This window comes from Pseudomonas sp. DR48 (genome assembly GCF_019823085.1).
GTDB lineage: Bacteria > Pseudomonadota > Gammaproteobacteria > Pseudomonadales > Pseudomonadaceae > Aquipseudomonas.
In genome coordinates this window covers 6363427-6387665 of sequence record NZ_CP081946.1, presented here as the reverse complement: position 1 = coordinate 6387665, position 24239 = coordinate 6363427, and the positions used below count along the sequence as shown (strand labels likewise).

Here is a 24239-nt window from a genome sequence, read left to right as displayed (position 1 = left end):
ATGGGGCGCGGTTACAGCCGTTACTCGTTCTTCGGGGGCTCTGTCGGTCGTAGTTTGAAACGGCAGACATTGCCGCCTCTGACCATGCACTCGGTGTGGTCGACGTCAGCGCCACCCAATGCCCCGATCAACGCCAGGTCCAGTTCGCAAACCACCGGATGCGCCTCGGCCAGGCGGTGGAAGACGCAATTGTGGGCGACGATTTCCGGCTCGGCCGGGGCGCGAAAGAACACTTGGGCCTGGTAGCCCGCCTGGTTCATGTGCTGCACGATCCGGGCTTCATCGACGACCTGATGCTCACGGTCCAGCGCCAGTTTGCGGCCCATGCTGCGCATCAGCGTCTTCAGAGCGTCAGGGCCGATGATGTCGGCCACTTCGTCGATCAGCACGCTGGCGAGCATCTGGTATTGGCGCGGGAACTGCTCCTGCCCATGCTCGGTGAGCCGATACAACTGCTCCGGTCGCCGACCCGTCGGCCGGGTTTCGCCGCGCAGCACCAGGCCGTCACGCTCCAGCGCCGCCAGATGCTGGCGAATCGCGGTGCGCGTGACCGCCAGTTGTTCAGCCAACTCATCAATGCTCATGCCACCGGCATGGTGCAGCAACGCATTGAGCAAGTCCTGCTGTGTTCGGCCCAATCCTTCAAGCATGGTGTGCCCTCGCGCGGGATCAGAATTTGTCCGGGAACTGCTTGACCACGGCGGCCGTCAGCGCGTCCGCCAGTGCCAGCACGTGGGTGCGCATCATCTGCCAGGTGTTCGCTTCGCCGGCATAATCGTGGGCGGCGAGTTGATCGACTTGGCTCACATGATGACCACCGTGAGCGGCCAGCATCGTCACCAGCGTCGCTTCAGGCAGGTTCGGGTTGGCCTTGGCCAGGAATGCCGCGATGGCCTTGGCGTTGCTGGTCAGGTCCGCGACGGCGGCCTGTTTGCCTTTGGTGTCTTTGGCCACGGTGGCGTCGCTGTAGTGTTTCACCGCGCCCCAGTGACCGGCAAGCAGCTTGAGCAACTGGTCGGCGGCGGGCTGGCCGTAAAGCGGAGCGAGGCTGTTGGCGATTTTGGTGGCGTTGTCGACGACTTGGTCAGCCGCGACCTTGGCCTGCTGTTTGTCAGCGGCCTGGTTGGCGATCGCGTAATTCCTGATCCAGAAAACATGCTCGACCCAAAGGTCGCGCATCGACAGTCGTGTGGTGAGCGCAGCGCTATCGGCTGCCGGAGGTGAGGCGGGGGGAGTTTGGCTCCAGGCAGGTTGTGCGCAGAAAGCCAACAGCAATAAAGCCAAAGTCTTGATATTCATGACGGCACCCTCTGATCGTGGGATTGTTCGACAATATCAATTTAAGCATACAAATATGTTTTTATTGGGTGTGCAGAAAAGACGCAGATAAACGGTGCCGCCGTTTATCGACTGCGTTGCCAGACCTTGACGTAATCGACGCTGAAGGTGGAGGGCAGGTCTGCATCGTCGACCACGCCGAACCAGTTCCACATGGCCTCGCTGTCAAAGACAATCTGCATCGGGAAGAAGAAGTGGGTGTTCGTCGACTCCCGCACCAGCACGCCATCGACGTACCAGCGCAAAGTGTCGGGCTGCCAGTCGAAGCCGTAGACATGAAAGGCGTTCGCCAGGCGCCAGGGCGCGACCCAGGTGCTGCCGTTGGCGATATGTTCGGTGCTTTGCGGCGTAGCCCACAGGTGGGCGTTCATGTTGTACAAACGGTCGAAGGCGGCGTTTTTGGTCTTGCCGCCGATTTCGAAGATGTCGATTTCGGTGGCGTTGTCGGTCATACCCGTCCACGCCAGCCAGAAGGCGCTGGAGCCTGCCGAGTTCATCGGTTTGGCGCGGGCTTCGTAGTAGCCATAGAAGCCGCGCTCATTGGTGCGCACCATCGCCGAACTGTAATCCTTGAAACCCAGCTGGACGTACTTCTGCGGCAAGGTGTCCTTGCGAAAGACGATGTTCAGATGGCCATTTTGGACGCTGGCATTGTCCGGCTTGAACAGCGCCGGTTTGCGTCCCAGCGATTCGTTACCTATGGCATTGTTGACGTGCCAGCGCTTGGGGTCGAGGGTTGCGCCGTTGAAGTCGTCGGACAGCTTGGCGTCGAGCGTCCACTGGCCGGTATTGCTCTGATCGGACAGCGGCAGATTGGCGTCGGTCTGGCTCGGTAAAGGGCCCAGTGGTCCGACCCGGGTCCAGGTGTCGGCTAGTTGCGGGACGGCAACGGACCACTTGTTTGCCAGGTACTGAAAGGTTTGCTGGCGCTGCGCAAGTGAGGCAAACGGCCGGTCGTAGACGAGCACTTCGGCGATGTCGCCGCGAAAGTTGTCGGCGGTGCCGATGGCGTTGCGCCCGACGGCATAGGGGCCAATCGGCACATCGTAAAGTTCCAGGACGGAAATGGTCGGCGCATACGCGGTGCCCTGTTCCAGGCTGATGGCGAAATTCGGCAACACGTTATCGTTGCTGTCGGTGTGTGGCCGAGAGCTGAACAGCCGTTGCCAGGGACCGACGTTGGCCTGTTCGGGCGGCCGAAGAGAGACGATCAACACCGTGACCGGCCCTTTTTCACGGCGGATGGTTTTGCCCAGAAACGCCGAAGTGCCACTGAACCGTACCACAGGGTGGCCGTTCAGGGCGTTTGCCACCCGCTGCGGTCCCTTGGCGGAATCGTCTGCCGTGGCGTCATTGGCGAGGCCGGACTTGTCGCGCCAGTGCTGCACACGGTTCTGCCCGTCGACCGTCATGCTCGATACATCGTCCGCGTCGAGCCACAGCACCAGCCCGGTCGCCGGTGGACGCGAGGGCACTTGCGCGGCAGTGCAGGTCAGCGCACACCACAACAGCCCCAGCAGCAGACCGGCCCGGACCCCCCGCATTATTTCACCGTCATCAAGGACGGTATGACACAGGGCGACCGATACCCCTGCGGATTGCGCGACTGCCAACGCCAGGTATCGACAATCATCTGTTCCAGATCGCGTTGTGCAGTCCAGCCCAGTTCGCGTCCTGCCTTGCGGGGATCGGCCCAGCATTTGGCGATATCGCCGACGCGGCGCGGGGCGAAACGGTAGGGGATGCTGATGCCGGTAATGTCTTCAAAACTCTGGATGATCTGCAACACGCTATAGCCAACGCCGGTGCCGAGGTTCCAGGCGTTGACGCCGCCTTTTTCATGCAACACCTCCAGCGCCTTGAGGTGGCCGTGGGCAAGGTCGACCACATGAATGTAATCGCGCACACAGGTCCCATCCACCGTCGGATAGTCGCAGCCGTACACCGTGAGCTCGGGAATCCGTCCTATCGCCACCTGCGTCAGGCACGGCAACAGGTTGTTCGGGCGGCCGCTGGGGTCTTCGCCGATCATCCCGCTTTCATGGGCGCCAATCGGATTGAAGTAGCGCAGCAGCCCAATGCTCCAGCGCGGATCGGCGTAGCAAAGGTCAGTGAGCAATTCCTCGATCATGAGCTTGGTGCGGCCATACGGATTGACCGGTTTTCCAGTGCCGATGTCTTCCGGGATCGGGGTTTTCACGGGGTCGCCGTACACCGTCGCCGAGGAGCTGAACACCAGGTTGAACACCTCATGCCTGGCCATCGCCCGGCAGAGATTCAACGTGCCGGCGACATTGTTTGCGTAGTAGTCCAGCGGTTTGCGAATGCTTTCCTCCACGGATTTGAGGCTCGCAAAATGCACCACCGCATCAATGTCGTAGCGGCTGAAAATCTTGTCGAGCAGGATCGAGTCGCCGATATCGCCATTGATGAAATCGACGCGGGTATGGGTCAGCAGTTCCAGGCGGGCGATGCATTCTCGACAGCTGTTGCACAGGTTGTCGAGCACCAGCACGCGGTGCCCGGCGTTGATGAGTGCGACGGCCGTATGGGAGCCGATATAGCCGGCCCCGCCAGTGATCAGCGTAGTTTTGCGCATGGTGAGATGTTCCTGTCTCGGGACTGAATTCAGTGTGCGGTGAAGACCGTTTTGAATTCTTGCGGCCAGCGCGGGTGCAACACGCTATAGGCCACGGCATAGGTCAGGGCGCCGATGCCGATGTTGCAGATCAGGTGCAGATAGCCTTGGAAACTCCATTGCCTCGATACCCAGACCACGATTGCGGCCATGACCAGCGAGGCGATCACGCTGCGGTAGTTGGAGTCGAAGAAGCGCCGCCAGCCGTAACCAATGGCGGTGTTCAACCCGCGAATTTGCAGCGGTGTGATGAGCAGCATTCGCACCAGCAGTGCCAGTGCGGCGGCCATGCCGCCATAGGCGCTGCCGAAGCTGTAGACCAGCCCCAGCGCCAGAACCGTGGTGGCGACTTCGGCCTTGATCGTGAGGTGGCTGCGATTGACCGCCACCAGCGCAGTGGTGGCGAACATCGCGGTATTGCCGATGGCTGCGGTACAGGCCAGCACTTGCAGCATTGGAATGGCCTCGGCCCACTTGGCGCCGAAAATCAACAGGATGAGGTCGCTCGCCGTGAGCGCGATACCGATGAACAGTGGGGTCAACAGAAAGCCACTGACCGCCGTCGAGTCGCCGATGATCCCCAGCAGCCGCAACGGCTCGCTGCTGCGCCGGGCGAACACCGGCAGCGCATAGCTCATCAAGCCGTTATAGATCGCGCTACGCGGAAGGTCGATGATCCGCATCGCCATGTTGAACATGCCCACGGCATGGGTGCCGGCGGTCATGCCAAGCACCACATTGACCCCGCGCTGCAACGCTTGCGAACTCAGCGCGTTGATCGCCACCGGGAAACCGGATTTGAGCAGATCGCGCAGCACCGCACCGTCAATGTGAAATGCGATTCGGCGCCGGTCGCCGAGCATCAACACGATGATGGAAACCAGTTCCATGAGCAGTGCCTGGGCAATCACCGCCCACGCGCCCAAGCCCCAAAGCGCCACCGCAATGCCGCCGGCACCGCCCAACACCTTGCCCAACAATGTGCGCGATGCCAGCATCTTGAAGTTGCTGCTGCGGCGCATCTGCGCCACGTAGACCCTCGCCATCATGGTGAACAGGATTTTCACCGAGGCCACCGCCACCATCCAGCGCAGTACCGGGGAGGGTGAATACACGATCACCGCGAGCGAGATCACGACGATCGACACCAGGCTCGCCAGCACCGCTGCCCAGAAGGCCGTGGAAATGTGTTTGTCTTCCAGACGCTCAAGTCGTACCAGCGGGTCCTCCAGCACCGAGGAGTAGATCATGCCGATCAACTCGACACTCGCGATGATCACGGTGCCCACCCCCAGTTCTTCCGGTGACAGCAGCCGGGCGTAGACAACGAACGTGATCATGGACAGGACAATCAGGCCGAATTTCTCGGTGAAGATCCAGATCAATGTCACCAGACGATGATTGGCCATGGTTGAACCGCGGAAGATAAGGGGATGCCGACTCAGGAAGTCCTGCCAAACGTTTTTGCCAAGGCGTAGAGGTAACGCAGGGTCGGTTTGCCGTTGAAGAAAAACATCGCCTTCCAGGAATGCTCGAGCATCCGCTGGAACACCTGGATGACCTGTACGTGTTCGCCGCGTCGGGAGAATGCGTTAAGGAAATCGGCGTGATTGGCCAGCACGAAATGGATGCGTTGCTGCTCAGTCAGCCGCGCGCCGTAACGGTCCAGGTACAGCTCGATGAATTTGACTTTGTGCGGGTAGTACTTTTGAGGTTGTGCAGTAATGTTGCCGCTGTTGACGCCACGCCGATGCAGGATCTGCGGCACCGTGTGGATCTCCCAGTGTTCGGCGATCCGGGTCCACAGCAAGCGATCTTCGGCATAGCGCAGGGACTGGTCGAAGCCGCCGAGGGCCGTCACCACCTCGCGTACCACCAGCACGCCGGAAGTACCGTTGATTACGTTTTCGTGGATGAAATCGGCAAAATGATGACCCGCTTTGCAGCGGTCCTCCAACTGGCGGGTGCCGTCACTGAATTCGCTCATCTGGTAGCAATCGATGAGCCCGACCTTGTGCCCCTCGCGCGTCAGCTGGGCATACAGCGCCAGTTGCTTTTCCAGTTTTTGTGGATGCCATTGGTCATCGGCATCGAGAAAGGCAATGAAGGTTTCCCGGGCACTGAACACGCCTTTATTGCGCGCACTGGCCGGCCCCTCGTTGGCTTGGCGCAGCAGGGTCAAGGGAAAGGGCGCGATGTAGCGCTCGACCATCTGCGGCCCTTCATCGCTGGAGCCATCGTCGATGACGATGACATGATCGGGCATGCGTGTTTGTTCTTTCAGCGAGTCGAGCGTCTGTCTGATGCTACCGGCGGCGTTGTACATCGGGATGACTACGCACACCGAGCCGGGGGCGCCGGCGGCTTCGTTCAGCATGGGTGTTTCTCCTTGCGAAAGCTCTGGGCTACGGCGTCGGGAGACACGCGTTCCGCGCGAGGGGCGGACGCGACCGCCGCAAACGGGCGCTGCACAGCGTGATGTTTGAAGGACAGCGCCAGCGTGCAAAACACCAGAAACTCGGCGGAGCGATAGTTGGGAATGACGTAGGCCACGTAATTGGTGACGACGAACAAACCGATGATCACCAGCGCGCTGGCGCGAAATTGAGCGGACTGGTTGGCGGTCACGGCCCGGTACTGCTTGAACAGTGCCTCGGCAAGCAGCAGTGTCAACGCGGTCAATTGAATGATGCCGCCATTGAGCAGGGTTTCTACATAACCGCTGTGAGCGTTGCCGATGTAGCCCCAGCGGGTAATGAATTCATCGGCATCGATACTGGACCAGAACGCGCCGAAGCCGTAGCCCTTGAGGAAATGGTTGTCGACAAAGGGGCCGAGCAGCTCCCAGATCATGGTGCGATCGGTGAGTGACGGGTCGCGTCCGGCCAGTTCCAGCAACACCGCGGAGTAGTCGTAGAGAAACAGACACACCGCCAGGTAGAGCAGGGTACAACCGAGGAACGCCAGCCTGGATCGATGGACGCGCAAACGGATCAACATCAGGAAGTAGCCATAGCTGACCGTCCCGGCAATGATCAACACCACCCCGGTGGCTGATTGAGCCAGCACAATGGCGATAAACGAAAAGAACGAGCAGAACAGGGCCCAGCGATTGCGCTGGCGAATCATCGGCAGTAACAGCAGGATGGCAATCGCGTTGAGCCGCGCGCCGGCGTTTTTTTCTGTGAATATCCCCTTGAACGCGCCGTCGCGGATACCTCCGGAAATAAACGCGGCACTGGGCATGACCAATGCCAGGATCAAACCGATCAAGGCCGCCACGCCGATGGCACAGCCCAGCATGAAGGTGATTTTTTCGAGGCTGTAGTTGTAGGCGATGAACCCGGCAAAAAACACCACGCTGAGCATCGCGATGAATCGCTTGAGACTCAGCATCGGGTCCTGCGACCAGCCGATCGATGCGATCACGCAGAGCAAGAACACCAGCAGAAAGAAGTTGCTGCGGTAAAAGGTCTTGCTGAGGAACACTTTGTTGCGGATGAAAAAGAACAACGGCACCAATAGCGTGATGAGGCCGCACACCTGGTTGACAACGTTGCCTTCGAGGTCTTTATCGAAGTCGTCGAGGCCGGAGCCGCTGCCCAGTCCGAGAACAAAGGTGATCATCTGGATGTAGAACAGCACGCCGAACAGGGTGAAGGCGTCCCGCAACGTGGAATATCTGATCTGCAGTGTGTTCATGGCGATGGCCTGCGCAGCAACGCGGCGAGGTAGGTTTCTACCGCGCTGGCATTCATGAAGCGCGCAGCGGCATCGATGCGCGATTGACGTTGCAGATCCCGTGGTATCGACAGTTGCAGGTCAATGGCCCGCGCCAGTGCGATCGGGTCGTCGACGGGCACCAGCGGGGCGACCAGGCCTCCAATGAGAATGTCTTGCGGGCCATGGGGGCAGCGGGTCGAGACCACCGGCGTGCCGGTGGACAACGCTTCAACCAGCACGTTGGGACTGCCCTCGAAACGCGACGACAGCACAAAGCAACTGGCCGCGGCCACTTCTGCCATGGGATCGGGGGTATAACCCGGCAGGTCGACACGATCAGCCACGTCCAGCTGGCGCGCCTGTTCAAGCAACCTGTCCCTGAGCGCGCCTTCGCCAAAAATGATCAGGCGCACATTGGGATCCGGCAATGCCGCCAAGGCAGCGATCAAGGTATCGAAGCCTTTTTGCGGCGCCAGTCGTCCCACCGCGACCAGCACCGGACTGGATTTTTCCAGTAGCCAGGGGTGACTGGGCGGCCCCGGCAGCTTGTCGCGAAAGTCATCGTCCAGGACCGGATTGTCGGCAATGGTTACGTCCTGGCGACGCGCGATGGTGGTGTTGACCAGATCTTGGGCGACGCCTCGCGAGACGCAGATCACCGGGTTGGGAATCAGCCGGTAGAGCAGCGGCGCTATCCGGTACGCCAGCCGCACCATGAAGTCGGGGTTGACGTGCTTGTCATGGGAAAAGGCGTTGCGCTCGCTGACGTGCAGCCGTGCCAGCGTCCCGGACAACCAGGCCGCGACGATGGCCACGACGTTGACGTGGGTGAGGGCCGCCAGTTGCGCATCGAAGCGATTGGCACGCAGAAATCGTGTGAGTGCCGGCACTGCACGCGCGGTGCGCGGGCTGCGCAATTCGACTTTTTTTACCCGAGGATCAAGGTTGTTCGCATGCAGGCCTCCCCCGGTGAGCATCAGCAATGTCACGTCATTGCCCGCGTCCACCAGGGCACTGGCGAGGCGCGCCATCATTTTTTCAGCCCCGCCCGCACTCAAGTCATGCAGGATAATCAGCAACTTTTTCATTGGTTCCATACCTGGTAATAAGCCTGCGCGGCGTGCCGGCTGGTGTAAGGATGGAGGGCGTCATCGAGCATTTTTGCGCTTGGCACAACGCAACCCCGTGACGTCAGGCTTTGCAGCATGCCATTGGCCAGCGCCGGTACATCGTTGACGCTGACCAGTTGCCCGAGCCGGCCGTTGTCCAGCAGCTCCCGAGGGCCGGTCTCGCAGTCGCACGCCAGTACGGGCGTGCCCAGTGCCAGGGCCTCGATCAGTGCGGTCGGCATGCCTTCCTGCACGGAACTGAGGATGAACAATCGCGCGTGCCGCAGCAGCGGGTAGGGGTTTGCCAGGAAACCTGTGAAATGCACCCGATGGGCAATCCCCAGTTGGCGGGCCTGGGTGGTCAATGCGTCGAGCAACGGACCATCACCGGCAATCACCAAATCAGGCAGTGCGTCGCTGCGCAACGCCAGGGCGTAGGCATCGAGCAGCAGGTGGAAACCTTTGGGTTCCACCAGACGGCCCAGGCTCAACCAGTAATCGTTGGGCAGGCCGGCAAGCGGCGGCGCATGAGAGGCCTGGAGCAGTTGATCGGTGACCACGGCATTGGGGCAATAACGGATTCGCTGCTGACCCCATGGGAGCAAATCGACCATCGATTGGCGCAGGGCGCTGGAGACCGTTACCACCTTGCCGCCGCCGCACAGGTACAACGCATAGAGCAGACGCAGGCTTGAGGGGCCGGTTTTCTGTTCAGTGCAATCCAGTGCCGCGTGGCGGCTATAGATCACTTTGCAGGGACTGCCCAGGGTGGCGAACCAGGTGCAGAGATTGGCTTGCTCCTTGGCGGAAATCACGTGCGTGACCCCCGCACGACGAATCAGCCGGCGCACCCGTACGATGGAACTGAGCAGACCGCCGCCACCACTGTTGTGACGGTGAACACCCTCGGTGTCTGGCGTGTCGCCGTTCATGACGAAAAAACTCACGCGCTGGCCGTCCTTGAGAAACTGCTCGGACAGTCGTTGCTGAACGCGCTCGACGCCGCCACCCGCCTTGAAATCCTTGAGAATGAACAGGATGTGCATGGTCATTCCCCAACGCTGATAGCGACTTTGCGCTGAAGGATCATCGCCAGCAGCTGCAGAAAATTGCCGGGATAGTCGACGAGGTAGCGTTTGATCGTATGGGGCTCGCGATACATGCGATAAAACGCGCGCAGGTGCAGGCGATTGATCACGGCTGGGTAATAGTTACGCGTGGCCAACGCTTCCTGGCGAATGAAGCCGCCGCAGGTAAAGGCGACCCCCCTGAAACCGGCACGCAACGCCTCTTGCTCGAACTGTTCTTGCAGTCCGGCTCCCAGGCCAACGATCAGGATGTTCGCCTGGCTACGGCAGATGTCGGCGCGGATGCCTGCGGCCTGGTCCGGGGTGAAGTAGCCATGGTGATAACCGGCGATGGCCAGTCCGGGGTAGAGCAGCTTGATCTTGCCGATGAACAGTTCCAGTTCAGCCTGCCGGGCGCCAACGAAGTACACGCGCTTGCCCTGTTGCTCGGCGCTGCCCAGGACGCGGTCGGCAATCGAGGTGAAGTCGAAGCTGACCCGTCCGACCGTCGTACCCGTCACGCGGGACATGAATGTCGACATCAGCATGCCGTCGCAAAAAAACGCGACAGTGCTGGGGGGCTGTTCGAACAAACTGCCGATGGAGGCAAAGTTAATGAAGGAATAGGCCTGGTTGGCGTCCAGTAACTTCGGTGAGTAATGCCTGACTATTTGCAGCCTGATCATGGAGCGACTCCATTCAGATCAACGGGGAGGTGACACGGATTTACGACGGGTCGGGGCGTCAGTAGATGTTTTTGGAGAACAACGTGAAGGGGGTCTTGATGAGGATCTTGATGTCCAGCCACAGCGACCACTGATTGATGTAGTTGAGGTCCTGGGCGACGCGCAGCTGCATCTTTTCCACTGTTTCGGTTTCGCCTCGATGCCCGGTGATCTGGGCCAGCCCGGTAATCCCCGGCTTGAGGCGATGACGGGCCATGTAGGCGCGCACTTTGCCGGTGTAGTAAATGTTGTGGGTGACGGCATGTGGGCGGGGGCCGACCAGGGCCATCTGGCCGAACAGCACATTGAACAGCTGCGGCAGTTCGTCGATGGAACTGCGGCGCAGAAAGCGCCCGAGCGGAGTGACGCGATCATCGTCACGGGTGGCCTGGCGTACTTCGCTATCATCGTGCTGGCGCATCGAACGAAACTTCCAGACCTTGATCACTTCACCGTTGCAGCCGTGGCGACTCTGCTTGAACAGCACGGGACCCGGGGAGGTCAGCTTGACGGCAATCGCTACGGCCAACAGCAACGGGCTGAGCACGATAATGGCCGTGGCGGCCAGGCTGCGCTCGAACAGGTCCTTGCAAAACAGGCTGGCAGGATGCGAGCTGATCAGGCTCTCGTTGAGGTAAATGGCCGGCATTCGCTCGATTTCCGAGATCGAATGATTGAGCAGCACCATGCTGCTGAAATCCGGGATCCACACCACGTCGACGTTCATGTCCAGCAGGTCGATGTAGAGCGCTTCGATGGTGGCGGCATGCGCCATGTTGAGCACGATGTAGACGCGGCGCACGTTCAGGCGCGTGATGATCTCGCGGATCGCGTCGACGCGACCCAACAGCGGCAGAATGCTGGGTGCCGGGCCGCTGTCATCGGCGGCGGCGATGAATCCCAGCACCAGCGCGCGGTTCGGCCTGTTGAGTTTTTTCGCCAGCTCATGGGCGGTCGGACAGGTGCCGATGATCACTGAGCGACGCTCGTTGCACATCATCCGCGAATGCAATCGGGCGAGGCAGTGCAGGGGCAGAAAACTCGCGGCCTGCACCACAAAGCCCAGCACCATCCAGACGATGATGACCTGGCGTGAGAAAATCGCGCTGGTCTGGGTAATGAACGCGATGGCCGCCAGAATCGCCAGCAGGATCAACCAGGCAGCGAGTAATCGGCCAAGCCCGACCAGCAGGCCATGACGCTTGTGGTAAACCTGCATCATGCTGTAGACCGGCACTGAACCGAGCACTGTCATGATCATCAGAATGCGATAGTCGCTGGTCAGGGAGCCGACGCGCCAATACACGAGCAGCGTCAGCAGCGAGATGGTCAGCGTCATCGCACTCAACCATTGCAGCCAGAACGTCAGGCCTCGGCGGTGTGCGATGTGATGGGTGTATTGCGGTGTCATTTGCTTGACCTCGAGACAGGATGTTCCAAAGGCACTGATCGGGAGACACGGCGTGGCTCCCGCCGGGTAGTCCTAAGCTCGGCGGAGGTGATGCAAGTGATGTTGAGGGTGCAGGAAGGTGCAGCGACAAGCGTGGTATCGAGTTACCTGGGCACGAAATCGTAGTTGTAGAACGGGCGTGAATGGTTGTAGCCGTACTTGCGTGCCTTGCGCAGATCGACCTGATTGAGCACGGCGCCAAATACCGGAACGTGGCTTTGCTGCAACACCGCAATGCTTCTCTGCACCTGATTGATCGGCGTGCTGTCGGCCTTGACCACATAGATCACGGCATCCGAATGCCTGGCCAATAACAACGCATCGCTGATCATTTCTGCTGGGGGTGAGTCGATAATGATGTGCCGGTAACGCGTCTTGAGCACTTCAAGCATGCGTGCCATCCGCGGTGAGCTGAGCAGGTCCTGCGGCGGCGGCTGATTCGCCGAGTCGTTGGTGTCCGCAGGGGAAGGCAGGCGCGGCGCGCCGAACAGATCCAGAGCGGGAGGTGTCATGCTTCCGGCCGGCAACATGTCCAGATTGCCCACCGAAACGATGCAATCTTCCAGTCGGGCAGTGCCGGCAATCACATTGGCCAGTCCCGGACTTTCAGGTGGAAAATCGAAATTCAGCGAGAGCGTCGGCTGGCGCATGTCGGCGTCGATCAGCAGCACCCGCTCCAGCGGGGTGAGCGAGCTGGCCAGGTTGTTGGCGATGGTGCTTTTGCCTTCGCCGGCAACGGTCGAGGTGACCAGCACCACTTGCGACGGCATATCACTGCTTTGCAACATCAGCCAGGTGCGCAGGTTGCGAATGGTCTCGGAGAAACGCGGGTTGTCATTGTCTTCGAACAACCGCGCCAATTGCCGGCGACTTTTCTTCACGACCAAAGGCACCACGCTGAGCAGCGGAATGTTAAGCGTGCTTTCGATCGACTCGTCGGTCTTGAAGGTATTGCTCAGTTTGTCCTGAAGCAATGCCAGCGCGACACCGATCATCGCCGCGAGCAAGCCGACGATCCCGACAATCAGGGTTTTGCGCGGTTTGCTCGCTTCCACCGGCACAATAGCCGGGTCGACGATGCGCACTTTGGTGGAGTCCATGTCGGCGGTGGCGGCGGTTTCCTTCAAGCGAGTGACGAAGGTTTCATACAGCGCGCGGGTGCTGTCGACTTCGCGCTGGAACTCACGCAACTGGAATTCCTTGCGGGCAATGTCCTGGATCTGCGATTTGTTACTGTTGAAGGATTGGCGCAGCGAGGCCTCACTGGCTGTGGCCAGCTGGTATTGCCGCTCGATCCCGGCGACCACCTGTTGCACCTGCAGTTGCAGGCTGGTGGTGGCGGCACGCAAATCAGACTGCGCGGCAATCAGGCTCGGGTGTTTTGGACCGTAACGTGCCGACAGCTCATCGACCTTGGCTTGCGCCTTGGCTCGGTCCGCCTGGAATTGCTGGACCAACGGGTTACTCAAGACCGCCGGCACACTGGACAGTCGGCTCAGGTCGCCATTGCTCAGGGCCTTCGCCTGGCGGTATTCGCTCTCTGCTTCGGCACGGTTGCGACGGGCGTCGACCATGCGATTGCCGGTCATTTCCAGTTCGTTGGCGCTGATCGTGGCGACACCGCCAACGTCAACCAGGCCTTGCTCTTCCCGGTAGCCCTGAAGCTTTTTCTCGGCTGCACGCAAGTTGTCGCGCAGGTTGATCAGTCGTGTGTTCATCCAGGCCGTGAGGGTCTGCGATGACTTCTCGCTGGTGTCGAGCTGGCTGTCGGTAAAGCTCTGGGCCAGCGAGTTGGCGACAGCCGCCGCGAGATCCGGGTCAGGCAGTTCGACGTCGATTTGAAGCAACTGGCTTTTGCCGACGAATTTGACGTTGGTATGGAGCATGAGGTTCTGCGTGACCTCGTTGAAAATGTCCTCCTCGGTGGGTGGATTTTTCACCGGTATCAACTTGCTCAACCCTGGCAGCCATTGGTCAAGTTCAAGGTCCGCCAGCCATTGGCGTGGGTTGAACCAGGATTTCGGCTGCTGACGTGGGTCTGTGACCGGGTTGGTCGTCAGGTTGAGTTTTCTCACCGCGCGTTCGGCAAGGTCCCGCGATTGCAGGAGCGCCTGTTGGGTCTGCAAATATTCGGTGGCGGTGCTGCCTGAATCCTTGACCTGCTGGAAGGACACCACCGGCGGCGTTTTATCGTTGAACAGCAAGGTGGTACTGCCGATGTACTGCGGCGTAATAAGAGTGCTGACCACGACCGCCGCCAACGCACAGCACAGCAGGACCAGCCAGCCGATGCTCCATTTGGCGCGCCAGATCACCCGCCAGACGTTAAGCAGATCAATGGTGTCCTGGTCTTCGCTGTTCTGCTGATGCAGATGCGTTTGAAGAGGACGTTCGACGTAGGTGCTGGGGCTATTGTCCATGATCAGAAGAACCCTTGAGCAATGGAAATGGTGTCGCCGGGGGCAATCGTGGTGCTGCGCGTGACTTCGTCGGTGAGCGTGGCGCCGCCATCACCGCGCACGATGGTCACGCGTTTGATCGAGGCTCGCTCCGTCAAGCCGCCGCCCAGGGCAATGGCTTTCTCCAGTGTCAGGCCCGGAACGAAGGGGTAGCTGCCAGGTTTCTGAACTTCGCCATTGATGTAGAACGAACGGTATTCGATCTGGCTCAAGCTGACTTTCGGGTCGATCAGATAACCTTGTTTAAGTCCGTCGACGATGATCTTTTCAACTTGACCGGGTGTCAGGCCCTTCGCGGATATCTCACCCAGGAACGGGTAGGAAAACGTGCCGGCGTCGCTGAGGCGGATTCTTTTCAGGCTCAACTCCGGTTCGCCAAACACGGTGATGCGCAAGACATCGCCGGCGGCCAGTTTGTATTGGGTCCCGGGGTCTGCCGCATACGTATTGGGTAGAACCGCCAGCGCGAATAACAAGCCAAGCGTCTGTGAGTTCATGTCTAAACCCTCTTAGAGGCTTATGTTGAAGCTGATGTGCACGACATTGCGGGTGTAACTTTGATTGTCGGCATCGGAGCTGTTATCGCGGAATCGATAACCGAGTTCGATATCCAGCCAGCGGCGCATCGCGTACATCACGGCCAGGTTGTAGTCCTTAAGGTTGTCCGTGCGATTTTGGCCTTCGTAGACATATCGACCGACCCCGGCTTCGGCCACCGTGGTGATCCGCTCGGTCCAGCCGTGGCGCCAACCGACCTGGGTAAAGGTGGACTTGACGGCGTCGGCGCCATCATCGCCCTCGGCGAGGGCCTGGCGGGCAACGAAGGTGAATGTCGAATAAGTGCGTGGCTTCCATTGCAGGTCTATTTGCCAGGTGGGGTTGTCGAGGTCTTTGGATTGGCTGCTATCGAAGTTCTTTTTCTCATAACCGACGCGGACTTTACCGGTGGTTCGTGCGGTGATGTCCCAGACGGCGCCGGCGAGGACGGCATCGGAATTACTGCTGCGCGGACTGTTGGATTGCAGGTAATCAAAACGGGTGTGATCGTATTCCAGCAGGCTGCGGGTGTTGCTGCCGATGCGGTGATACCAGGTGCTGGTCAGTCCGGTGGTATTGCGCTCCTTGTCGTCATTGACGCCGTCGGCATTGTCGTAGCGAAGTTCATCGTAATTGGCGCCGAAATCGATCTGATTGTCAGCGCTCTTGGCACCGTAGGTGTAGAGGCCGCCGACGAGTTTGTTGTTGAGCTTGTCGTTGACGCCTTCGACGGCGGTTGATTCCGTGCGCTGGTATTTGTGGTAGTCGGCTTCAAGTTTCAGTCGGTGCCTGTCAGTGAACTCCATAATGCTTTCCGCCCGCACCCGTTGAGCCGTGTACGAGGCATCCGGTTCGTCGTGGTAAATATGCCGGGAGGGTTGCCAGATTAATCGCGTGGCGCTGTTGCGATCTTCGGCCTTGAGCTCGAAGGAGGGCAGCAACTGGGTGATCATGGATGATTGCTTGTTGCTTTCCAGCTCCCGGAAATTATCGTCATAACTTTCTGAAAGCATGAAGGTCGGTGTGAAGTCCAACCCGTATAGATCGATCGGCGCCGGGCGAATGCTCCAGGCCATTGAGGGGTACAGCGAGGCCATGATCAGTGCAATAAGGCAACGTGATTTCAAGGCCATGTGATGGCTCCTGGAATAATCAATCAGTCAAATATTGAGCTGCAACGAGGTGTGCTGGCGTTCGAGGTCACCTAATGGCACACAGATAGGCTGCTCGCGATTCAGAAATTGCATCAGGATCATCACGCGCTCGGCCCCATGCGCAGCGATGAAAATGCCCTCAAGTGTCGACAGCGGTCCACGGACTATTTGCAGGTGGTCCCCGGGCGTCAACGGCGGGGCATCATGGGGAATCGAGGATTCGAAACAGCGCGCACGCAGGTGCTCGATGACGTTCTCGGACACCGTCGCGGGACCATGATTGAATTCGACGATACGACTGACGCCGCGAGTGGAGCGTATGGGCGCCCAATTGTCGTTGCCGCCAAGATGGATGAACAGATAACCGGGGAAAAGAGATTCACGCACGCGCTGTTGTTTGCCGCGAATGAGGCGATCACTTATCAGCTGAGGATGGAACACGACAAAGTTCTGTTGAATCAGGTTGATACGGGCTCGTTCATCCTGGTGAGGTTTGCATTGCAGCAGGTACCAGGCGGAACGTTCGCAACTGATTGCAGACATGCTGGTAAACTCCGTAATTATCGAAAGTTTAGACAGGCAGTGGCTCTTTTGGCGTCCCGGAAAGTGTTGAGTTGGACAGTATTATAATTTTTATGTGGTTTACTTGAGCGTGTATCAATAGTGAATCAGGCTCTGTTGCGTCCCTGTAACAGTGAGGTAATAATTGGGATATATGTGAGATGGCATATTGGGTGTAGGGAGGTGGCAATCTGCCGTTGGCAAAGCTACCGCACGGTCCTTACAAGGGCCTGAAGACAAGTCATTTTCAAGTTGTCCGGAAACAGTGAGAAACGAGTAATATGCGCTCGCGCCCTGTTCTAATGGACCCGTGTAGTTATCGACCAGTCTTGGCGCCCTGTCAAACGTTCCTCGCCAAAAAACATGCCTTTTATCCAATAGTGAATTCGGTAGTGCTTAATTGATTGTTTTCTATAGGGAATTTTATTCCGTCGGGCGGCTTAAACTTTTTAAACTATTAATAGTCGTGCATGGCTAAATTGCGCGTTGCAATGCCCCAACAATGGGGCTTGGGATAAAGTTCAACCTCTGCTATCGCGGCGATATAACTAATGAGCGGGCTTAATAAGGAACAGGTCTATAAGCGTTACTGTAATTGAGAATCAAACTTGCCATATTGTAATACGTGGCGTGGTATTGGCGCTGCCGTCAGGTGTTGTCACCCCAACACAAAATCCACTGGCTTGAGCACCGGAGGCAGCGGGTTTTCTCCCAGTGCCGCAAGAATCTCCCGCTCGATAGTGCGCACAATGGCATCGATTGGCAGGTCATTTTCATCGCGTCCAAACGGGTCCTCCAGCTCGTCGCCAATCGCATCCAGTCCGAAAAAGGTGTAGCTGACAATCGCGGTGAAAATCGGTGTCAGCCAGCCCAGGGGCTCGGCCATCGCGAAGGGCAGCAGGAAGCAGAACAGGTAGCTGGTTCGGTGCAGCAACAAGGTATAGGCGAACGGCAGCGGCGTGTGTTTGATGCGTTCGCAAGTGGCCTGCGCCTGGGTCAGGTGAGTCAGGTGATTGCTCATGATGGTGTAGCGCCATTCGTTGATCACTCCTGACTCGCTGAGTGTCGAACATTGCTGCCCGACCTGCTGCAACAGGTGTCCGCTGAAGTCTGGCGTATTGTCGTCCGGCACGACGTCGAGCCAGCGGCCACTGGCCGCGAGTTCGTTTTCCAGACGCAGTTTCGCGTTGAGCGCGTGGGCGAACCCGCACAGGTGACGAAGGAGTGTGCGACGCTCGTTTGCGTCCTGGATGATCCGGGTTTCGCGGATCATCGAGCGGATGGCGACCATCACGTCACCCCAGGCTTTGCGGCCTTCGTACCAGCGGTCATAACAGGCGTTATTGCGAAAACTCATGAAGATCGAGAGCGACAGGCCCAGCAGCGTGAACGGTGTCGCGCTGACCTTGGAGAAGTAGCTGGGGTGCAAGGTCTCGACCAGCACGATCACTGACGCGAGCAGCGTCACCATCAGGCAGCGCAGGGCAATCCGTTTGGCGATCGAGCCCTTGATCGCACTCATGATGTTGAGGAAGTTCGGTTTGGGTCTGACGATCATGGTGTCCTGCCTACGGAAAATACGTGTGATCCAGATAGTTGATAGCCGGTCGGGCGCAGGCTAAGAGCAAGGGGGCCGGCCGTCCAATCACTGTTTATGACCGAATGATCGATGGGGTCTATCACCGCATCGTTTGTCATCACAGCCCGGTGCCCAGCAACGGCAAGTATTCGGGACTCTCGGAGATTGAGTTGTGGCCTACACCACGGATGACCTGCAGCGTGGCCACGCCTTTGGCGAAGTGGGTGTAGAGCTGTTCGGTGCTGGCGCGCGGTATGACTTCGTCCTGTTCGGCCACGATCAACAGCGTCGGTATCGTGATGTGCGCCGCGTACCGCCATGATTCAAACCGTTCCTGTAGCAGCCACCTCACCGGCAACCACGGGAACTGGCGCACGGCGAGGTCTTCCAGGCTGTTGTAGGGCGTAATCAGAATCATGCTTGAAGCCGGGCGTTGACTGGCGAGGCGCACGGCGACGCCTGATCCGAGGCTACGACCCACCACGGCGATTTGCGGGTGGCTGTCGTAGACCTTGTCAAACAGGGTCATGGCATCACGCTGGATCGCCTCTTCGGACGGCGAGCCGGAGCTTGCACCGAAACCTCGATAGTTCAGCAAGTAGATCGCGTGGTCTGGAAACGCCTTCGCAAATTCGGGCAGGTTGCGCGACACATCCTCGGCATTGCCGCCGAAATAGATCAACGCCTTGGGCCCGTCGTGCGGCCTGACGGACACCTGAACCTGGGCATCGTCGACCGCCAGCATCAGAACCGACTCCGGCGTCTGGATAGCGCTGGGCCGCGGGTAGTAGATCAGCGAGCGCTGAAACAGGAACAGTGCCGCACAAAGCGTCAGGTACAACGCTGCCAGGATGACGACGATGAGCATCAGGATTCGTGGCATTCGGCTAACTTTAGTGGGCAACATTGACGGCTCTGGGCTGAGGGATGCAATCCACTGGATCGGAGCCAGAGTCTAGTTCATCGGTAGAGGGCCATTCCATGAGCCACACTGATGGGTACACGCGTCGACAACTGCTCAGGCTGGTTGCCGGTGCTTCGGCGGTTTTCACCTTCGATCCGGCCTTTGCAGCATCTGCGCCGTCGACGGAAACAGGAGGCATGAACATGCTGACCCGGCCCATACCTTCCAGCAACGAGCCATTGCCCATCGTCGGGTTGGGGACGTATCGCGGGTTTGATGTCGAGCCTTCCAGTGCGGCTTACAAACAACTGCCTGCCGTGCTGCGCGCGTTGTTCGAGAAGGGTGGGACGCTCATCGATAGCTCGCCCATGTACGGTCGCGCCGAACAGACCACCGGTGAATTGCTGTCGATCCATCAGCCGCGCTCGCCGGCCTTTCTGGCCACCAAGGTCTGGACCCGTGGCCGTGAAGAAGGCATCGCGCAGATGGAACAGTCCTTCAAGCTGCTGCAAACCGATCGTATCGACCTGATGCAGATCCACAACCTGCTGGACTGGCAAACTCATCTGCCGACCTTGCGCGAATGGAAGAAAGCAGGGCGCATCCGCTACATCGGCATCACCCATTACACCGCGTCGGCGTATGACGAGGTGGAAGCGGTGCTCAAGGCCGAGCCGCTGGATTTTTTGCAGATCAACTATGCCCTGGATGATCGCGGCGTCGAAAAGCGCATCCTGCCCCTGTGCCGCGAGCGTGGCGTGGCGGTGATCTGTAATCGGCCGTTCGGCGGCGGTGGCTTGCTCACCCGCTTGCAGGACAAACCGTTACCGCGTTGGGCGGCGGATGTCAGGGTCAACAGTTGGCCGCAAATGGCGCTGAAGTTCCTCCTGGCCCACCCGGCGGTGACCTGCGTGATTCCCGGCACCGGCAACCCGCGCTACATGGCCGACAATGCCGGTGCCGGTTTCGGGCCGATGCTGACCGGGGCGCAGCGTGAGCAATTGATCGATATCGTTAAATGAGTGCGCTAGCGAAACCGCTCCGGGATGGCCTCGGCGAACGGAAACATCGAGAAGTAGGGCTTGGCTTCGTCGAGGACTCGCCGCACTGACGGCCGCGCCATCAGCCGCTCGAAATAAGCCTGCAGGTGATGATGTTCGTCGTGGAACGGCTGGAGTGTGCTGGCATAGAACAAGGCCGGGGCCGCCGCGCAATCAGCGAGGCTGAAATCCGCGCTGGCCGCCCATATCCGAGAGGCCATCTGATGTTCGAGAATGCCGTACGCGGTGTCCAGCGCCGCGCGTTCCCTGGTCAGATCACCGTGGCCAGAGCGCAGGCGATCAAGGACAATCTGATGCATCGGCCCTTGAACATGGTTGTCGAAAAACCGGTCCCACAATCGAACCTCCAATGCGCTGTCCCAATCGCCGGGAATCAGCGCGTTGGCGCCCGGGAAAAACCGGTCCAGGTATTCGATGATGATGGTGGATTCTGGCATCGTTCGCTGGCGAGCGGCGTCGTGGATGACCGGGAACTTGCCGAGCGGCCACAGCGCCTGAAGCTCTGCTCGCTGCGCCACGTCCCCCAGCTCGATGATTCGCCTGTCGAAGTCGGTAGCGTTTTCATACAGCGCGATCAGCACCTTGTGGCAGTACGACGACAACGGATGGTAGTAAAGCGTCAATGACATCTTCAAATCCTCCCGCAGAGTTGGCCTTCAACAGCATAGTCGCCGCCCCGGTGGTTGACTGAAACGCGGTGCTAGACTTTTCAGGTGGCATGAGTTCGCTGGAGGTGTGTCATGACGGCTCAAACGCTGGACAAAGAGCTCATCAGCATTGTGGTGCGCAATTACGTGGAAGGGATGGTATTCGCCGACGAAGTGCTGCTGCGGCAGGCGTTTCATCCCGACTGTCGCATCATTGGTCATTATCACAATGAACTGGAATGGTTGCCGTTGAATGACTTTATCAACGCGATCAAGGCCGAGGGACCGGCAGCCAAGGACGTCAATCCGTTCTGGCAAACCGTTAGCGTTGATGTAACGGGCGATGCCGCCGCCGTGAAAGTCATTGATGACTATCTCGGCATGCGGTTCACGGATTATCTGTCGTTACTGAAGATCAGGGAGCGCTGGATGATCGTCAACAAGGTGTATTACCTCAACGAATAAAGCGCAGTTGCCTGGGTGTTGAAAGACACCCAGGCAAGCGGAGGCGATCAGCGGCGGTCCAGCCACACGGTCTGCGCGTTGCAGAACTCGCGAACGCCGAAGTGCGACAACTCACGACCGAAACCACTTTTCTTCACGCCGCCAAAGGTCACGCGTGGATCACTGGCGCAGTAGCCATTGATGAACACGCCACCGGTTTCCAGTTCGCTGGTCATTTGCTCGGCCAGTTCGACATTGCGCGTGTAGATCGTCGCGGCGAGGCCGAACTCACTGTCGTTCGCCAGTTCCAGCGCATGGGCTGCATCGCGTGCGGTGATGATCGAAGCCACCGGGCCAAACAGTTCCTGCTTGAACGAGGTCATCTGATCGGTGACGTTTGCAAAGACCGTCGGCTCGTAGAAGTTGCCCGGGCCTTCCGCCTTCTTGCCACCCATCAACAACGTCGCGCCTTCTTCCAGGGTGTCACGTACTTGTTGATCGAGTTCATCACGCAGATCAAAGCGAGCCATCGGACCGATGTAAGTCTCGCTCGCCAGCGGATCACCGACCACCAGTTTGCCGGTCGCTTCGACGAACTTGCGTGTGAATTCCTCGACGATGCCTTGCTCGACAATCAGGCGCTTGGCTGCCGCGCAGACTTGCCCGGTGTTCTGATAGCGACCAATCACGGCGGCTTTGACCGCTTCGTCGAGGTCGGCATCGTTGAGCACGATGAACGGGTCGGAACCGCCGAGCTCCAGGACGCATTTTTTCAATGCCGCACCGGCCTGTGCGCCGATGGCCATGCCGGCGCGCACGCTGCCGGTGAGGGTGACCGCAGCGATGCGCGTGTCTTTGATCGCGGTGGAAACACCTTCTGGCGTGACGTTGATGACTTCGAACACACCTTCAGGGAAGTCGGCTTGCCTGAAGGATTCAAGCAGCAAATAGGCGCTGCCCATCACGTTGGGTGCATGCTTGAGCACGTAGGTGTTACCAGCGATCAACGCTGGAACGGCGCCGCGCAGGACCTGCCAGATCGGGAAGTTCCACGGCATCACCGCGAGAATCGGGCCGAGCGGGCGGTATTCAATGCGCGCTTTGCCACCTTCAACCAGCGTCGGTTCGGCGCTGAGCATCGCCGGGCCGTGTTCGGCGTACCACTCGCAAAGCTGCGCGCATTTTTCGATTTCGCCACGGGCCTGGGTGATCGGCTTGCCCATTTCCAGGGTGATCATGTTGGCCATGGCTGCCGAGTTGTCGCGCAAGGCCTTGGCCAGCACGATCAACAGCTGCGCGCGTTGCGCCACCGGCTTGCTGCGCCAGGCACGGAATCCGGTCGCAGCACGTGCCAGTGCGGCTTGCAGCGCCGAATCGGACTCAAAAGCGTAGTGACCAATCTGCTCGCCATTGGCGGGGTTGATCGAAATGGCATGGGTAAGGCTGGAAACGTTGGTCATGGCACCGTCCTGCGAGGTGGGGATGGGCTCAGATTACGGCGGTGTTAATTTTCTGGAAACTGAATAATACTGAGCATATCGTTCACGTTTGGAGAATGACTTGGATCTGGTTCAGCTCGAGATCTTCAAAGCTGTCGCCGAGCACGGCAGCATCAGCGTGGCCGCCCAGCATATCCATCGGGTGCCATCGAACCTGACGACGCGCATTAAACAGCTTGAGCTGGATTTGGGCGTTGACCTGTTTATCCGCGAGAAAAGCCGCCTGCGCCTGTCGCCGGCCGGTTGGAGCTTTCTCGACTATGCCCGGCGCATTCTTGACCTGGTCCAGGAAGCCAGGGCGACGGTCGCCGGTGAAGAACCGCAAGGATCGTTTCCGCTCGGGTCGCTCGAAAGCACGGCGGCGGTGCGCATCCCCGAACTGCTGGCCGCCTATAACCAGAAGCACGCCAAGGTCGAACTGGACCTGTCCACCGGACCTTCGGGGACCATGATCGATGGCGTGTTGTCGGGGCGATTGGCTGCTGCGTTTGTCGACGGCCCGGTGTTGCACCCGGCGCTGGAGGGCGTGCCGGCCTTCGAGGAAGAGATGGTGCTGATCGCACCGCTGCACCATTCGCCCATCCAGCGTGCGCAGGATGTGAACGGCGAAAACATCTACGCCTTCCGTTCCAATTGCTCCTACCGCCACCACTTCGAAAGCTGGTTCGCCAACGACGCGGCGGTGCCCGGCAAGATTTTCGAGATGGAGTCCTATCACGGCATGCTGGCCTGTGTCAGCGCGGGTGCCGGCCTGGCGCTGATGCCGCGCAGCATGCTCGAAAGCATGCCGGGCTGCAGTACCGTGAGCATCTGGCCGTTGTCGCAATCGTTCCGTTATTTGCGCACCTGGCTGGTGTGGCGCAGGGGCACGGTGTCGCAGAGCCTGACGATGTTTGTGCGTTTGCTGGAAGAGCGCGGTGTGGTTCAGCAACAAGCCGTAATCCCTGGATAAACGCAAACCCCTTGTAGGAGTGAGCCTGCTCGCGATAGCGGTGTGACAGTTATCAATTTTTTGACTGACAAACCGCTATCGCGAGCAAGCTCGCTCCCACAAGGGAATGGGGTTCTATTCAGCCTGCGCGGAAAACCATTGCATCACCTGTGCGCACGCGGGATGCGACGCCGCCGAAGGTTGCAGGCACAACGAATAAACGCCCCGGGTTTTCAGCGGTAACCCGAACGGGACAACGAGCACGCCGCGATCAATCGATTCTTCAGCCAGGGTCAGGTCAGTCACGGCCACCCCCAGGCCGCGCGCGGCGGCATCCAGCGCCAGTTCATCGAGATTGAAGGGGATGTGCCGATAGGCTTCCAGCGGTTTGCCGTGGGAACGGCATCGACATT

At 59.2% G+C, this 24239-nt stretch carries 22 protein-coding genes and 1 pseudogene; 3 read left to right on the top strand and 20 right to left on the bottom strand.

Annotated elements, in window-relative coordinates; translation table 11 throughout:
* Positions 1-20: 20 nt before the first annotated feature.
* The 17 genes from K5K95_RS28820 to K5K95_RS28740 all read right to left on the bottom strand — a co-directional run bounded on the left by K5K95_RS28820 (position 21) and on the right by K5K95_RS28740 (position 19247).
* Positions 21-650, bottom strand: a complete 630-nt coding sequence (locus K5K95_RS28820) for a helix-turn-helix transcriptional regulator (protein ID WP_222587241.1) — start codon at positions 648-650, stop codon at positions 21-23.
* Positions 651-669: 19 nt separating this feature from the next.
* Positions 670-1299 carry a hypothetical protein gene (locus K5K95_RS28815; RefSeq protein ID WP_222587240.1) on the bottom strand — a complete coding sequence of 210 codons (630 nt, stop codon included), beginning with the start codon at positions 1297-1299 and terminating at the stop codon, positions 670-672.
* Between the two features lie 104 nt (positions 1300-1403).
* On the bottom strand, positions 1404-2882 hold the full coding sequence (locus K5K95_RS28810; protein WP_222587239.1) for a family 16 glycosylhydrolase: 1479 nt from the start codon (positions 2880-2882) through the stop codon (positions 1404-1406).
* Positions 2882-3937, bottom strand: coding sequence for a UDP-glucose 4-epimerase GalE (gene galE, locus K5K95_RS28805; protein ID WP_222587238.1), 1056 nt, complete (start codon positions 3935-3937; stop codon positions 2882-2884). Before galE ends, K5K95_RS28810 begins: the two co-directional genes overlap by 1 nt.
* 29 nt (positions 3938-3966) lie before the next feature.
* Positions 3967-5385 carry an oligosaccharide flippase family protein gene (locus tag K5K95_RS28800; protein ID WP_222587237.1) on the bottom strand — a complete coding sequence of 473 codons (1419 nt, stop codon included), beginning with the start codon at positions 5383-5385 and terminating at the stop codon, positions 3967-3969.
* 32 nt (positions 5386-5417) lie between these two features.
* On the bottom strand, positions 5418-6353 hold the full coding sequence (locus tag K5K95_RS28795; protein WP_222587236.1) for a glycosyltransferase family 2 protein: 936 nt from the start codon (positions 6351-6353) through the stop codon (positions 5418-5420).
* The gene (locus tag K5K95_RS28790; protein WP_222587235.1) at positions 6347-7678 is read right to left on the bottom strand and encodes an O-antigen ligase family protein; all 1332 of its coding nucleotides are present in this window, start codon (positions 7676-7678) and stop codon (positions 6347-6349) included. The genes K5K95_RS28795 and K5K95_RS28790 overlap by 7 nt, the downstream gene beginning before the upstream one ends.
* On the bottom strand, positions 7675-8787 hold the full coding sequence (locus K5K95_RS28785; protein ID WP_222587234.1) for a glycosyltransferase: 1113 nt from the start codon (positions 8785-8787) through the stop codon (positions 7675-7677). The genes K5K95_RS28790 and K5K95_RS28785 overlap by 4 nt, the downstream gene beginning before the upstream one ends.
* The gene (locus K5K95_RS28780) at positions 8784-9854 is read right to left on the bottom strand and encodes a glycosyltransferase (RefSeq protein ID WP_222587233.1); all 1071 of its coding nucleotides are present in this window, start codon (positions 9852-9854) and stop codon (positions 8784-8786) included. The genes K5K95_RS28785 and K5K95_RS28780 overlap by 4 nt, the downstream gene beginning before the upstream one ends.
* Before the next feature lie 2 nt (positions 9855-9856).
* Positions 9857-10561 carry a WecB/TagA/CpsF family glycosyltransferase gene (locus K5K95_RS28775; protein WP_222587232.1) on the bottom strand — a complete coding sequence of 235 codons (705 nt, stop codon included), beginning with the start codon at positions 10559-10561 and terminating at the stop codon, positions 9857-9859.
* 58 nt (positions 10562-10619) lie between these two features.
* Positions 10620-12011 (bottom strand): undecaprenyl-phosphate glucose phosphotransferase, encoded by a 1392-nt coding sequence (locus tag K5K95_RS28770; RefSeq protein WP_222587231.1) that lies wholly within the window; start codon positions 12009-12011, stop codon positions 10620-10622.
* Positions 12012-12154: 143 nt separating this feature from the next.
* Positions 12155-14470: a GumC family protein gene (locus K5K95_RS28765; RefSeq protein ID WP_222587230.1), complete on the bottom strand. Its 2316-nt coding sequence runs from the start codon at positions 14468-14470 to the stop codon at positions 12155-12157.
* 2 nt (positions 14471-14472) lie between these two features.
* Positions 14473-15006, bottom strand: coding sequence for a polysaccharide biosynthesis/export family protein (locus K5K95_RS28760; protein WP_222587229.1), 534 nt, complete (start codon positions 15004-15006; stop codon positions 14473-14475).
* Positions 15007-15018: 12 nt separating this feature from the next.
* Complete coding sequence (locus K5K95_RS28755) at positions 15019-16179, bottom strand: outer membrane beta-barrel protein (RefSeq protein ID WP_222587228.1); 1161 nt, start codon at positions 16177-16179, stop codon at positions 15019-15021.
* 27 nt (positions 16180-16206) lie between these two features.
* Positions 16207-16743, bottom strand: a complete 537-nt coding sequence (rfaH, locus tag K5K95_RS28750) for a transcription/translation regulatory transformer protein RfaH (protein ID WP_222587227.1) — start codon at positions 16741-16743, stop codon at positions 16207-16209.
* A gap of 676 nt (positions 16744-17419) precedes the next feature.
* The gene (locus K5K95_RS28745; RefSeq protein WP_222587226.1) at positions 17420-18319 is read right to left on the bottom strand and encodes a bestrophin family protein; all 900 of its coding nucleotides are present in this window, start codon (positions 18317-18319) and stop codon (positions 17420-17422) included.
* A 139-nt stretch (positions 18320-18458) separates the two neighbouring features.
* Entirely contained in the window at positions 18459-19247 is a 789-nt protein-coding gene (locus tag K5K95_RS28740; protein ID WP_222587225.1) for an alpha/beta hydrolase, read from the bottom strand.
* 74 nt (positions 19248-19321) lie between these two features.
* Here K5K95_RS28740 and K5K95_RS28735 point away from each other — a divergent pair, with 74 nt between their 5' ends.
* A complete protein-coding gene (locus K5K95_RS28735) occupies positions 19322-20266 on the top strand; it encodes an aldo/keto reductase (RefSeq protein ID WP_222587224.1) in 945 nt (314 codons plus the stop codon).
* Positions 20267-20271: 5 nt separating this feature from the next.
* On the opposite strand, the gene K5K95_RS28730 is transcribed toward K5K95_RS28735, so the two are convergent.
* The gene (locus tag K5K95_RS28730; protein WP_222587223.1) at positions 20272-20934 is read right to left on the bottom strand and encodes a glutathione S-transferase family protein; all 663 of its coding nucleotides are present in this window, start codon (positions 20932-20934) and stop codon (positions 20272-20274) included.
* A 111-nt stretch (positions 20935-21045) separates the two neighbouring features.
* On the opposite strand from K5K95_RS28730, the gene K5K95_RS28725 reads away from it, so the two are divergent.
* Complete coding sequence (locus K5K95_RS28725; protein ID WP_222587222.1) at positions 21046-21417, top strand: nuclear transport factor 2 family protein; 372 nt, start codon at positions 21046-21048, stop codon at positions 21415-21417.
* A 47-nt stretch (positions 21418-21464) separates the two neighbouring features.
* Here the strand turns inward: K5K95_RS28725 and K5K95_RS28720 are convergent, their stop codons facing one another.
* Positions 21465-22856, bottom strand: coding sequence for an aldehyde dehydrogenase family protein (locus K5K95_RS28720; protein ID WP_222587221.1), 1392 nt, complete (start codon positions 22854-22856; stop codon positions 21465-21467).
* A 100-nt stretch (positions 22857-22956) separates the two neighbouring features.
* Here K5K95_RS28720 and ptrR point away from each other — a divergent pair, with 100 nt between their 5' ends.
* Complete coding sequence (ptrR, locus tag K5K95_RS28715) at positions 22957-23847, top strand: putrescine utilization regulator PtrR (RefSeq protein WP_222587220.1); 891 nt, start codon at positions 22957-22959, stop codon at positions 23845-23847.
* A gap of 114 nt (positions 23848-23961) precedes the next feature.
* On the opposite strand, the pseudogene K5K95_RS28710 reads toward ptrR, so the two are convergent.
* A pseudogene (locus K5K95_RS28710) lies at positions 23962-24219 on the bottom strand (LysR family transcriptional regulator); the annotation flags it as partial.
* Between the last annotated feature and the right edge of the window lie 20 nt (positions 24220-24239).